Annotated in this window: 11 protein-coding genes; 5 read left to right on the plus strand and 6 right to left on the minus strand. The window is 64.4% G+C overall.

Going from position 1 to position 11,831, the window contains the following annotated elements; genetic code table 11:
* Window positions 1-19: 19 nt before the first annotated feature.
* On the minus strand, window positions 20-766 hold the full coding sequence (locus tag C6W88_RS00350) for an NAD(P)H-dependent oxidoreductase (RefSeq protein WP_108131128.1): 747 nt from the start codon (window positions 764-766) through the stop codon (window positions 20-22).
* Window positions 767-855: 89 nt separating this feature from the next.
* On the opposite strand from C6W88_RS00350, the gene C6W88_RS00355 reads away from it, so the two are divergent.
* On the plus strand, window positions 856-1,761 hold the full coding sequence (locus C6W88_RS00355) for a LysR family transcriptional regulator (protein WP_108131129.1): 906 nt from the start codon (window positions 856-858) through the stop codon (window positions 1,759-1,761).
* A gap of 55 nt (window positions 1,762-1,816) precedes the next feature.
* Window positions 1,817-2,545 carry a haloacid dehalogenase type II gene (locus C6W88_RS00360; RefSeq protein WP_108131130.1) on the plus strand — a complete coding sequence of 243 codons (729 nt, stop codon included), beginning with the start codon at window positions 1,817-1,819 and terminating at the stop codon, window positions 2,543-2,545.
* Between the two features lie 8 nt (window positions 2,546-2,553).
* Here C6W88_RS00360 and C6W88_RS00365 read toward each other — a convergent pair whose 3' ends face one another.
* The 4 genes from C6W88_RS00365 to C6W88_RS00380 form a co-directional block, all read right to left on the minus strand.
* On the minus strand, window positions 2,554-3,621 hold the full coding sequence (locus C6W88_RS00365; protein ID WP_045992633.1) for a sodium:calcium antiporter: 1,068 nt from the start codon (window positions 3,619-3,621) through the stop codon (window positions 2,554-2,556).
* A 73-nt stretch (window positions 3,622-3,694) separates the two neighbouring features.
* Window positions 3,695-4,408 carry a sulfite exporter TauE/SafE family protein gene (locus tag C6W88_RS00370; RefSeq protein WP_197037042.1) on the minus strand — a complete coding sequence of 238 codons (714 nt, stop codon included), beginning with the start codon at window positions 4,406-4,408 and terminating at the stop codon, window positions 3,695-3,697.
* Complete coding sequence (locus tag C6W88_RS00375; protein ID WP_108131131.1) at window positions 4,402-5,856, minus strand: amidohydrolase family protein; 1,455 nt, start codon at window positions 5,854-5,856, stop codon at window positions 4,402-4,404. The genes C6W88_RS00370 and C6W88_RS00375 overlap by 7 nt, the downstream gene beginning before the upstream one ends.
* Entirely contained in the window at window positions 5,853-7,220 is a 1,368-nt protein-coding gene (locus tag C6W88_RS00380) for a uracil-xanthine permease family protein (protein WP_108131132.1), read from the minus strand. The genes C6W88_RS00375 and C6W88_RS00380 overlap by 4 nt, the downstream gene beginning before the upstream one ends.
* Before the next feature lie 202 nt (window positions 7,221-7,422).
* Here C6W88_RS00380 and C6W88_RS00385 point away from each other — a divergent pair, with 202 nt between their 5' ends.
* Together C6W88_RS00385 and C6W88_RS00390 are read left to right on the plus strand one after the other, a co-directional pair.
* Window positions 7,423-8,331, plus strand: a complete 909-nt coding sequence (locus C6W88_RS00385; protein WP_231498504.1) for a LysR family transcriptional regulator — start codon at window positions 7,423-7,425, stop codon at window positions 8,329-8,331.
* Between the two features lie 265 nt (window positions 8,332-8,596).
* Complete coding sequence (locus tag C6W88_RS00390) at window positions 8,597-9,106, plus strand: hypothetical protein (protein ID WP_146164618.1); 510 nt, start codon at window positions 8,597-8,599, stop codon at window positions 9,104-9,106.
* Between the two features lie 146 nt (window positions 9,107-9,252).
* Here the strand turns inward: C6W88_RS00390 and C6W88_RS00395 are convergent, their stop codons facing one another.
* Complete coding sequence (locus C6W88_RS00395) at window positions 9,253-10,272, minus strand: Fe(3+) ABC transporter substrate-binding protein (protein ID WP_108131134.1); 1,020 nt, start codon at window positions 10,270-10,272, stop codon at window positions 9,253-9,255.
* A 382-nt stretch (window positions 10,273-10,654) separates the two neighbouring features.
* Here C6W88_RS00395 and C6W88_RS00400 point away from each other — a divergent pair, with 382 nt between their 5' ends.
* Window positions 10,655-11,800, plus strand: a complete 1,146-nt coding sequence (locus C6W88_RS00400) for an ABC transporter ATP-binding protein (protein ID WP_108131135.1) — start codon at window positions 10,655-10,657, stop codon at window positions 11,798-11,800.
* Window positions 11,801-11,831: the final 31 nt, after the last annotated feature.

Below are 11,831 nucleotides of genomic sequence, written 5' to 3' on the forward strand. Positions count from 1 at the left end.
GAGTGCCGGGTCGGAGCTTCTATCGCCATCGCAGAGGATGACGCAGGCCCAGCCGACCTTGTTCGTCCCAGTCATCCCACCCTGAGAAGGGGATCGTCGACTCCCCTTCCAGGCCCTTGAGCCTGGCCCGCCAGTCGGTCTTGGTGCTTTCGAGGTGCCGGCGGAATGCGGTCTCCTCCTGATAGGCGAGGCCGCCGCCCTGGATGCCGAAGGCGAGCTGTGGTGGCAGCACTTCGAGGCCCAGGTAATACAGGGAACAGTGGAAGGGGTACATCAGCCGAACGATGTCTCCCGCTCTGCCGGCGGGCTCGAAGGCTTCCGCCGGCGAACCTGTCGTCACCGCGCAGATGGCACGTTTGCCCTTGAGTCGCCCGTGATCATAGCGGCGACTTCCGGAGTACATCCCTCCGTACACCATCACGCGATCGAACCAGCCCTTGAGCATGGCCGGTGGTCCATGCCACCACAGTGGAAACTGAAAAATCACCAACTCTGCCTGTTCCAGCCGTTGGATTTCTCTTGCCACATCCTCGGGAAGCTGTCCGCCTTCGAAGGCATGGCGTTGCTCCGTCAGTGCACTAAACACCTGCGAGTCCTGGCGATTGCGATAGTGGCGAGGGTGTTCAATGGCATCGAAGCCTTCAGCGTAAAGGTCGCTGATGACCACCCTATGGCCCTGGGGGGTCAGAGTGTCGGCGGTGATGGCGGTCAAGGCGCCGTTCAAGGAGTGGGGTTCAGGGTGACAGTGAACGATCAGGACATTCATGGTCGACTCCGTTGCGGTGGGTGTGGTTCAGGCTATGCCTTACACTTGTGCAACGAAATTCCCTATTCTTGTCGGTAGGCTTTGCAAAAATGAACAGTTGGGACGACTTGAGGACGGTCCTCGAGATTTCGCGCTCGGGCTCTCTCTCAGGGGCGGCACGCCAGCTTGGCGTCAGCCACGCCACCGTGTTTCGGCGCCTGCGAAACATCGAGCGGCGCCTTGGCGTGCTGTTGTTCGAGCGCTCACCCGGCGGTTACCAGCCCACCTTGGCGGGGGAAGAGATGGCGCAGGCGGCAGCGCGCGTGCACCAGGAGGTAGAAGGGGTGACGCGCCGCATCCAGGGGAGGGATCAACGGCTGGAGGGCGTCATTCGCGTCACCCTGACAGACTCCTTGCTGCAGGGGCTGCTGATGCCGGTATTCGAGGCGTTCCAGCAACGCCATCCCGCCATCGTGCTTGATGTCTCGGTCTCCAATGCCCTCTATGATCTGGCTGCTCGCGACGCCGAGGTGGCGATTCGGCCCTCCAACCAGCCGCCCGAGACGTTGGTGGGTCGGCGAGTCGGTTCGATCCGCCAGGCGATCTACGTGGCTCGCGATGGCGACATCTCCGAGCCGGGCGATATTACCGCCTGGATTGATCAGGGACAGCGCCCCGACGATGCGGCGCTGGCGGCTTGGATGGAAGACAAGGTCGAGCAAGCGATGGTCCGCTTCCGTTGCGATAGCCTGCTGGGGCGGCAGCAGGCCGCCAGGCGTGGCTTGGGGGCGGTGGTGCTTCCTCGTTATCTGGGCGATGCTGATGTCGGCTTGAAACAGGTGGGAGATGAGTTGGAGGCGTTGGCGGTCGACCTGTGGCTGTTGGCCCACCAGGACATGCGTCAGGTCGTGCGTATACGCCTGTTTATCGACTTTCTTGCCGAGTCGCTCAGGGCGAGGTTGGCGCCCGGGGCGGCAGACCCAAAGCGCTATGCCAAGCCTTGGTACCCGCCGTAGGGTACCGCTACGACTTCGGACAAGATCCACCGGCCGCGAAACAAGGAGAGCGACGATGACGACAACACCGGTACGCCCGCAGATACTCGCCTTCGATATCTTCGGCACCGTGGTCGACTGGCACGGCAGTATCGCCCGGGAGGTCGAGGCGCTGGGTTTGCTCACGTCGCCAGGCGCAGCGGCATCGATGACGCCCGCGGACTTCGCCCGAGCCTGGCGCGCGGGTTATCGGCCGGCCATGGACAGGGTGATGTCCGGCGAGCTTGGCTGGACGCGTATCGACGACTTGCATCGGATGATTCTCGATGAGCTGCTCGATCGCCACGGGCTGGCACTGGACGAGGTGGGCAGGGCCCATCTCAACCGCGCCTGGCATCGTCTGGCGCCCTGGCCCGACAGCGTCGAGGGGCTGTCACGGCTCAAGCGCGGCTATACCCTGTGCACCCTGTCCAATGGCAACCTGGGGCTGCTCGCCAATATGGCCAAGCACGCCGGCCTGCCCTGGGACCTGATCCTGTCCGCCGAGGTCTTCCGCGCCTACAAGCCCCATCCCGACACCTACCTGGGAGTGGCCGAGGTCTTCGAGGTGGCCCCCGAGGAGGTGATGCTGGTGGCCGCCCACCAGGACGACCTCGACGCCGCCCGCCGCTGCGGCCTCAAGACCGCCTACATCGAGCGTCCCCATGAGTTCGGCGAAGACGCCCCCAACGCGGTGGAAGGTTCGCCCGACAACGATCTCCACTGCACCTCGTTGATCGATCTGGCCGATCGTCTGGGCGCCTAGTGTCATCGCTATCCAGTAGTGGCGTGGGCGCTGACAGCGCCCGATGGCGGCAGGTGCGGCACCAGGTCGATGGTGCCGAAGGACTCGAGCGAGACCCACACCACGAAGGCCGCGTAGACCACCAGCAGACAGATCGACTCGCGCCGCGACAGGATCATGTGGGTGCGCATCATCAGAAACAGCAGCACCGTGGCGAAGGTCAGCGCGGCCATCATCGGCGCCGCCAGCGAGAAGTCGATCACCGCGGTACCGGCGATCAGCACGCCTGCCGGGATGCACACCAGCAGGTCGAAGGTGTTGCTGCCTAGCACATTGGCGATGCTGGTGACGCCGCGTCCCTGGCGTGCCGCGCGGATGGAGACGAAGGCATCGGGAATCGAGGTGCCGGCCGCGACCACGGTGATGCCCCACAGGAAACTCGGAGTGCCGAAGATCTCGCCGAAATTGATCGCCGCGCGCACCAGCCCCTCGACGCCGACCACGATGACCACCAGCGACAGCGCCAGTCGTCCCCACTCACGTCCCGGGCGGATGTCGCTGACGTCCTCGTCGGATTCATGATCCAGAGTGTCCTGGTACTGCACAAATAGGTAGAGCCCGTACAGGGCTACCGGCATCAAGGCCAGCCAGCGGGTCATCTCGCCCTGGATGCTGCCGCCCTGGGGCGAGGTCTCCACCGGGTGGTAGATGGCGGCGAAGGCGAAGGTCAGGGTCAGCACCGCCACCGCGATCATGTAGAACTGGGCTTCCTTGTAGACCAGGTCGCGATTGGCCTGAAGCGGTGACTTCGAGGCCAGCCCGCTGAGCCCGGGAATCACCAGAATATTGAACAGCGCCGAGCCGACGATGGCCGCCACACCGAGCTCGAACTCGCCGTGGACCAGGGTCGAGATGACGGTGGTGGACAGCTCCGGGAAGCTCGAGCCCACCGCCACCACGATGGCACCCTGAACGATTTCCGGCAGCCGGTAGTAGGCCGACAGGCGCTGGCTCGAGCGTTCGAGCAGACCGCTGCCCTTCCAGATGATGGCGGTGGCGATGACGGCGACCAGCGTCCAGAGCAAGATGGCGGACATTCCCTATCCTTGAGCGAGAGGTGGCCCTGTCAGCTTAGCCTTCCTGATCGCTCGCGCAAAAGACAGACGCTGGCTATCGCGGCACCATCAGGAACAGCCCGGAGAGCAGCGCAAACAACAGGACGCCCTGACGCAGGCGCTTCGCATCCAGACGCTGGTGCATGATTCGGCTCAAGACGGTTCCGATCAGCAGAGGGGGAAGAAGAGCGAGCGCCCACCACAGCTGTGTCTGTTGCACGGCACCTGCCATGGCGAGAATCAACAGTGACAGCACTTCGCCGACCACGAAGCAGCAGGCAATGGTGGAGCGTAGCTCGGGACCCGGTCGATGCTGGTAGAGCAGGGCCAGGGGAGGGCCACCGACCCCGGTGGCGGTTTCGGTGACACCGGTGATGGCACCCACCGTGAGGCAGGCGCCGGTGCCCGGTCGAAACACCGGAGCAAAGAGGGCGACCAGCACCGCGAGCACGGTGGACGCTCCGATCAACTGGTTGAGCCCTTGGGTGCTCAGCACCATCAACACCGCGAGCCCGGCCAGGGTGCCTGGCAATCGTCCAGCGCTGATCCAGGCGCTGCCGCGCCAATCAATCGCCTCTCGCTCGCGCAGCGCCACCAGCAGATTCAGCGGAAGCATCAGGACCAGCAATGCCACCGGCAGCAGAGTCGGTGCCAGAATTCCCAGCACCGGGGCCACGATCAGCGCGAAACCGATACCGATGGCACCCTGGACGAAGGACGCCAGCAGGGTGGCTACGGCGGCGATCGCATAGGTAGTGGTCGTCAGCATCGGGGCTCCCCATTGCCTCGCTGCCTTGAGGGCGTCGCTTCACCAGCTTTTCCATGGCGCTCGCGATGCACCTCGGAGGTCGGATGGACCCGCTGGATCGGTGCCTTGTTGATGGCGGCGGGAGCCACCTCGCGGACTTCAGCAAGCAGTGCCCGTGCGTCCCAGTCCACTGGCCAGCCTTGCCAGAGTCTCAGTCGGCCAGCGGTGAACACGGCTTCGATCTGATCCCGATTGCCGTAGCGCACAAGTTCCCAGGGCCGGTCCCAGGAAGGCGTCATCTCAGGCACCTCGAGATCCACCAGCAGGAAGTCGGCGGCTTTATCCACAGTGATGTCGCCGGTGATGCTGCCAAGCCCGCAGCACTCGGCGCTGCCCTGGGTAGCGTGTTCCAGCCAGCGCCAGCCACCGCCGCAGGAGCTGTCGCCGGTAGCCAGACCGAAGGCCATTCGCTGGCTGGTCTCGGCCGCATCCATCAGGCGAAAGCCGTCACTGCGGGTCCCGTCTGTACCGAGCCCGAAACGGATGCCAAGCGCCGCCATCTGCAGGGCGGGCGCCACCGCGTTGCCTTTCCAGCTGCTGGCGACCGGATTGAAGGCCACCGCGGTATCGGTATCTCGCAGCAGATTGAGTTCGTCTGGCGTGACCAGGGTGGCGTGGGCGATCAGGGTCTGTGGGCCGAGTGCGCCCACCGCATGCAGATGCTCCAGCGGCCGCTGTGAGCGCGTTACCAGAGAACGTTCGACCGCCTGGAGGTGCTCGTTGACGTGGCTCTGGAAGATCGCTCCCTTGTCGCGGCATAGCGTGGCGACGTCGTTGAGCATATCGTCGCTGGCCGCTTCGGGAATGGAAATTGCCAGGGATGGATGGATCAACGCGTGGTCGCGGTAGTCCGCCAGGTGGGCCACGGCACGGTCGAGAATGGCGTTGCGTTGCTGGGGCGAAGCGCTACCGCCGCGATCATTGCAGATCATGCCGAGCACGCAGCGAAGCCCACTTTCTTCGGCCGCCTTGGCGAGTGCGCCGATTTCCCCCGCACTGCGGGTACCCGCGTCCACCGCAGTGGTAAAGCCTCCACGCAAGGCCTCGAGCGCCGCCAGTTTGGACGACAAGTGAAGCAGTCGCTCGTCCAGGCTGGACTCCAGCGGCACCCAGATGCGTCGAAAGATTTCGGAGGGCTCCCCGAACACCAGCGACTTGCCCAGTGACTGGGTCAGGTGATGGTGGCTGTCGACGAACCCCGGCATCATCAGGTGTCCCGGCAGGTCGATCGGGGGCAACGTCGGATGACGGGCGACCAGGGCTTCCTTGGGTCCGATATCGATGAAGCGCCCGGCGCTCGTCACGACTCCCATGTCACGCTGAATGCTTCCATTCGCAAGCAGTTCGCCAGGGCACAGCAGCAGCTCGCTGGCCGAGAGTCGCTGGCGCAGTTGCTGATCGAGCGTCATGAATCTGTCTCCGGAGCTTCGGTGTGGGTGGGCTGGGTCTCTCGGGCGCTGTTGCCGCTGCCCAGGTGGTAGAAGGCCAGGTTGACGATCACCGCGGTGAGGGTGCCCATGGCCAGTCCATTACCCAGGATGATCTGCAGGTGGGTCGGGAAGGCAGAGTAGAAGCCCGGTACAACGATCGGCAGCAGACCCATGGCCAGCGCCGAGGCCAGGGTGAAGAGGTTGCCGTGCTCATTGAAGTCGACGCGGCGCAGGATATTGATGCCCATGACCCCGATGATGGCGAAGACGATGACGGCGGTGCCGGCCACCACCGGTGTCGGCAGGGTGGCGGCCAGTCGGCCCAGAGGTGCCAGCATGGCCAGCAGGATCAGCAGACAGCCGGCGGCGATGGTGACATAGCGCGAGCGCACGCCAGTGGCCCGGATGATGCCGATATTCTCGCCGCTGGTGATGATCAGCGAGGTGCCGAGGCAGCCGCCGAACAGCGAGCCCAGGGCGTCGGCGCGAATGTTCCTGGGAACCAGGGCCTTGGCATCGCCTCGCTTGCCGACGATTTCGGCGGTGGCCATGGTCTGGCCGGTGGCCTCGGTCATCGACACCACGCTGAAGATGATCAGCGGCAGCGACGCCAGCAGGTCGAACTTGGGCATGCCGAAAGGAAAGAGCTGGGGCAGGGCGATCAAGGGGCCATCGAGGATGCCCGCCACGCTGAGGTGACCGAAGGCTGCCGCGATCAGCGCACCCATGACCAGCCCGATCATCACCGAGATGCGACGCAGGGCGCCGGTAAACACTCTGGCACTCACGACGATGCAGGCGATGGTGGCCAGCGCCAGCAGAATGGTCGAAGGGGCAGCGAAGTCGGGGCTGTCAGGGCGCCCGGCGATGAGGCCACCGAAGATCTTGACCAGGTTGATGGCCACCAGCAGCAGCATGGTGCCGATCACGATGGGCGGAAAGAAGCGGAGAACTCGGGTGAAGAAGGGCAGTGCCAGAAAGTAGAACAAGGCGGTCAGAATCACCGCACCGGTGGCGGTCTGGATATCGGTGGCCTGGGCGATCGCCAGAAAAATGACGATGGGGGCACCGCCAGGTACCTGCACGAACGGGAGTCTCGCACCGAAGCCCAGTACCCCGATGGATTGCAGCAGGGTGCCGAGGCCACAGGCGAGGAAGGTGGCGCTCATCAGCGGTACCGTGACGTCAGGCCCGAAGCCCAGCGCCTGGCCGACCAGGAAGACCGCCGTGATCGGTGCGGCTGCCATCACCAATACGTGCTGCAAGCCGTAGAGGATGGCAGCCTTCAGTGGCAGCCGTTCATCCACCGGATCGACGGAATCGGTGTGAAGAGGAGAAGACATGGGTGGCCTCATTGTTGTTGTCGTTCAAGAGTGTGCGTCCAGGTGTTTGTCGAATCGCGTTTCTTCAGCAGGTTTCAGAGGAAAGCTAGCGCTGAGTCAGTGTGCGCGTCTATCATCGTTTTTCGTGAGATGTGTTGCCGAAATGGCAACGATTAGTGAGCCAGCCATGGTCTGACGAATCAGGAGACTCCGCGTGCCCTTGATGACCACCGCGCTACGCTATTTCGATGAGGTTGCCCGACAAGGGTCGATCCGCAGGGCCGCAGACCACCTCCATGTGGCGGCCTCGGCGGTCAATCGCCAGATCCTCAAGCTGGAGGACGAGCTTGGCGTACCGCTGTTTGAGCGGCTTCCCCGCGGCCTGCGCCTGTCCTCGGCGGGCGAGCTGCTGGTCTATCAGGTGCGACAGTGGCAGCGGGACGAACGTCAGCTGCTGGGGGTGCTGGACGATATCCGTGGCACCGGTACCAGTGAGGTGCGGGTCGCGTCGGTGGAGTCAGTGACCGACCGCCTGCTGCCGGTGACCATTCGGCGCTTCATGGAGCGCTATCCTCGTGTGCGTTTCGACCTGTCCACCGATCTTACCGACCCCATCATCGACGCTATCCTGTCGGGAGAGGCTGACATCGGACTTTGCATCAATCCGCCGTCCAATCCCCGCCTGCGTACCCTGCGCCGGCTCGAATTGCGTTTCGGGGCGGTCATGGCGCCGTGGCACGCTCTGGCCAGGGCGAGCGAGCTTCGCCTCAAGGATTTCGAGAACGTCCCGGTGATCTTGCCGGACCAGGCAATGTTTCGTGGCTCTACTCTGGAACGCGCGCTGTCCACTCAGGACGTGCGACTCTCCGCCGTTGCCGCGTGTGGCCGCATCCTGAGCATGAAGTCGCTCGCCAGAGAGGGCGTGGGCGTGGCGTTTCTCAATCCGCTGGATGTGACTCGTGAACTGGCCGAGGGGGAGCTTGTCTTTGTGCCTTTGCGGGATCGTGGTATCGCTGCGGCACAGTTGGAAATGTGTGTGGCCAAGGATCGGCCGCTGCCTCTGGCCATCGCCGTATTCGCCGAAATGCTGGATGAGGCGCTGAAGGAACTGGATGTCGCCACCACCGTCTAGGGCTTGTCTGAAAAGTGCCTGCGCTCGGTAATACGGCGTTAAAAATCGGATCAAAATGCTCATTTACACCCCGTAAACTGCGCTTTCTCACCGATTTTTGCCTTGTCTAACCTTCGCTCGTCGACTTTTCGGACAGCGCCTAGTCACTCGCGTCACGCGAAGTAGGTCTTCAGACTGCCGAGATGGCACTGCGGGTGCTATGGTGTCGGTCATGGATTGCTTATCTGGTCGTGGTTGCCACGGCCTCACTGCCGGAGACAAGGATATGACACGGGGAAAGATGGGATGGGCCGCTGTGGCCATGCTGACACTGGCTGGCTGTGCGTCGACCTCACAACCGCAGACGGCGGCCGAGATGTTCGACTGCGACGCCCTCAATCAGGCCGTGGCCAGTGCCGACAATGATTTCACCGACATCAAGGGACGCTTCGACGACACTCGGCTGACCCGCAGCTGGGAAACCGATGTCCAGGCCTTCCACGACTCCTGTCTGATCACCTCGGCGCAGCGCCCGGATCACTACTCCTGTTTCGGACGGATGGACAGTGACGACCCGCGTGGTGCCCTGGTGGCCGGTGGTGAGGCCCTTGGCCAGTGCCTGGGCAGTGACTGGACCTCCACCCGCGAGACGTCCGATCGTCTGGTCTTTTCCAGGGCCGGCAGCGACACCACCGTGACGCTGGAAACCTTCCTCAACGACCGCGGCCGCCGTATGGGCAGCCTGGATGTCTGGCAGCACCCGGATGACCTGCGTCTGGAGTCCACCGACGGCTGACTGCCGCTGTTGGACCCATGACGGGTCCATTGGCTGCACCAATGACAGGGCCCGTGCCGATCGGCACGGGCCCTGTCGTTGTGGCCTTGGCGTTTGTGCTGCTTGCGCAGGCCCCCGCCAGCGGCGAGGGCCTGGCGTGGACGGGCTTAACGCCAGCCGACGCGATCGAAGATCTTGACCGCTTCCGGGTTGTTCTCGCCCAGCACGCTGACGTTGACTTCGTCCTTCTTGAACTCGCCCCAGGAGCCGAGTACCTCGTCCACGGCGACACCCTCGACCACCGGGAATTCGTGGTTGCCCACGGCGAACAGTTCCTGAGCTTCGTCGGAGGCCAGGAACTCGAGGAAGGCGACGGCGTTGTCGTGGTTAGGTGCACCCTTGACCAGGCCGGCACCACCGACGTTGACGTGGGCACCACGGTCATCCTGATTGGGGAACAGGATCTGCACGCTTTCGGCGGCCTCGCGCTCGTCGGCGTCGTCGGAGGTCAGCAGACGCACGTAGTAGTAGTGGTTGGCCACCGCCACGTCGCACTCGCCGCTGGCCACGCCCTTGATCTGGTCGCGGTCGCCACCCTCGGGGTCGCGAGCCATGTTGTCGACCACGCCCTGGGCCCACTCTTCGGCACCTTCTTCACCGTGGTGCTCGACCATCGAGGCCAGCAGTGACTGGTTGTAGATGTTGTTGGAGGAACGGATGCAGATCTTGCCCTTGAGGCTGGGGTCGGCCAGCTTCTCGTAGCTGTCGACCTGCTCGGGCTCGATGGTCTCGGGGTTGTAGAAGATCGCCCGCACGCGCTGGCTGAAGCCGAACCAGTCGCCTTCGGGATGGCGCATGCTCTCGGGCAGGCGCTCGTTGAGCACCTCGGAGTCCACCGGCGCGAAGATGCCTTCCTCCTCGGCGCGCCACAGGCGGCCGGCGTCCACGGTCATCATGATGTCGGCGGGGCTGGCCTCGCCCTCGCGCTTGATGCGCTGGATGAGCTGGTCGGAATCGCCCTGCAGCACGTTGACCTCGATGCCGGTCTGTTCGGTGAAGGCGTCGTACATGGCCTGGTCGGAGTCGTAGTGACGTGCCGAGTACACATTGACGCTGCCGTCGGCGTAGGCGAGACCGGAAGCGCCGGCCAGGGCGATGGCGATGGCAAGACGAGAGACGTTGGACATCGGAGACCTCGAGTGGCGGATGGAATGATAATACGTGTCATTCGGTGTCCGTATTGAACGACCTCCCGGGCACGGCGTCAATCACTGTGCCTCCTTGGGCTGATGCAGGGTGCTTCTCTCGGCATAGTGGAGGGGGCACGATCGATGTACTGATGGGGGCTGCGTCGGGGGCGGATACCTCCGACCATCGGGCGCTCCAGCCTGGCGCTGGGCCCCCTGGCACCCGCTGCTTCGGGAGCCGGCAGAACTGCGAGGCTGACCTGTTGGAGCGGGAGATATCGCACAGGCAAAGGAGAAGGCGTGTCGAAAGGATTCGCGTTACCATGGCCAATCCATCGGCTTTCGCCGTCGTCCATCCGACCTTCGACACGCGATCCCCTCCATGACCTCACACCTTGCCAGCTCCGCCACCGTTTCCGAGCAGACCTTCGAGGAAGGCGTTGTCGCCGATCCTCTGCTGGCTGTGCGCAATATCCAGCATCGATACGACAGCAAGCTAGCCGTCAGCGACGCCTCCTTCGACATCGCGCCGGGCGAGGTGGTGTGCCTGCTCGGGCCGTCGGGCTGTGGCAAGACGACCCTGCTGCGCATCGTCGCCGGACTCGAGGCGTTGCAGCAGGGGGAGCTCAAGTTCGACGGCCAGACCCTGGCCGCACCGGGGCGCCCCCACGTGCCGCCGGAGAAGCGCAGCGTGGGGCTGGCCTTCCAGGAATCGGCACTGTTTCCCCACTTGAGCGTGCTCGACAACGTGACCTTCGGGCTCAAGGGGATGCCGGCGCGGGCGCGCCGTGAACGAGCCCTGGAGCTGCTCGCTCAGCTGGGTATGGACGGCTACTCCGAGGCCTTCCCGCACACCCTGTCCGGTGGCCAGCAGCAGCGGGTGGCCCTGGCCAGGGCCCTGGCGCCCTCGCCGCAATTGATGCTGCTGGACGAGCCTTTCTCGAGCCTCGACGCGCGTCTCAGGGACCGTATCCGCGATGACACCCTGCACGTGCTCAAGCAGGTGGGCGCAGGCACCCTACTGGTGACCCATGACCCCGAAGAGGCGATGTTCATGGCCGATCGCATCGTGCTGATGCGCGATGGTCGGGTGGTGCAGGTAGGCACGCCGGAAGAGCTCTACTGCGGGCCGGCCGACCCCTTCGTGGTGACCTTCTTCGGGGACGTCAATCGCCTGGAAGGCGTCGCCCAGCGTGGCTATGTGCATACCGCGGTGGGGCCCGTCGCCACCGACCTGCCTGACGGCGCCCGCGCCCAGGTGCTGATGCGCCCGGAGGCGCTCAGGGTGGTGGAAATCGAAAGCGACGGCCAGCACGCCCACCACAGCCACGTGCTGATGGCACGACTGCTGGGGCGTTGCAGTCTGCTGCACCTCTGCGTGCACGGTATCGATGGCCAGGAGGCCCACATGCACGCCCGGGTACCCGGGGTCTTTCTGCCGAGGGAAGGCCAGGCCGTGCAGGTCAGTCTCGACCCGGCCCAGGTATTCGTGTTCCCCGCCGAGGCGTCCGGCCTCGAGGCCGTCTAGGGCCCCTGGCCCCGGCGCACCAGGGGGGGGG

Origin of the sequence: Halomonas litopenaei (genome assembly GCF_003045775.1) — a bacterium.
Lineage (GTDB): Bacteria > Pseudomonadota > Gammaproteobacteria > Pseudomonadales > Halomonadaceae > Halomonas > Halomonas litopenaei.

Excerpts from the sequence above, each read along its gene's own strand:
- C6W88_RS00350 (WP_108131128.1), bottom strand. The coding sequence starts at position 766 with ATGAATGTCCTGATCGTTCACTGTCACCCTGAACCCCACTCCTTGAAC.
- C6W88_RS00355 (WP_108131129.1), top strand. The coding sequence starts at position 856 with ATGAACAGTTGGGACGACTTGAGGACGGTCCTCGAGATTTCGCGCTCG.
- C6W88_RS00360 (WP_108131130.1), top strand. The coding sequence starts at position 1,817 with ATGACGACAACACCGGTACGCCCGCAGATACTCGCCTTCGATATCTTC.
- C6W88_RS00365 (WP_045992633.1), bottom strand. The coding sequence starts at position 3,621 with ATGTCCGCCATCTTGCTCTGGACGCTGGTCGCCGTCATCGCCACCGCC.
- C6W88_RS00370 (WP_197037042.1), bottom strand. The coding sequence starts at position 4,408 with ATGCTGACGACCACTACCTATGCGATCGCCGCCGTAGCCACCCTGCTG.
- C6W88_RS00375 (WP_108131131.1), bottom strand. The coding sequence starts at position 5,856 with ATGACGCTCGATCAGCAACTGCGCCAGCGACTCTCGGCCAGCGAGCTG.
- C6W88_RS00380 (WP_108131132.1), bottom strand. The coding sequence starts at position 7,220 with ATGTCTTCTCCTCTTCACACCGATTCCGTCGATCCGGTGGATGAACGG.
- C6W88_RS00385 (WP_231498504.1), top strand. The coding sequence starts at position 7,423 with ATGACCACCGCGCTACGCTATTTCGATGAGGTTGCCCGACAAGGGTCG.
- C6W88_RS00390 (WP_146164618.1), top strand. The coding sequence starts at position 8,597 with ATGACACGGGGAAAGATGGGATGGGCCGCTGTGGCCATGCTGACACTG.
- C6W88_RS00395 (WP_108131134.1), bottom strand. The coding sequence starts at position 10,272 with ATGTCCAACGTCTCTCGTCTTGCCATCGCCATCGCCCTGGCCGGCGCT.
- C6W88_RS00400 (WP_108131135.1), top strand. The coding sequence starts at position 10,655 with ATGACCTCACACCTTGCCAGCTCCGCCACCGTTTCCGAGCAGACCTTC.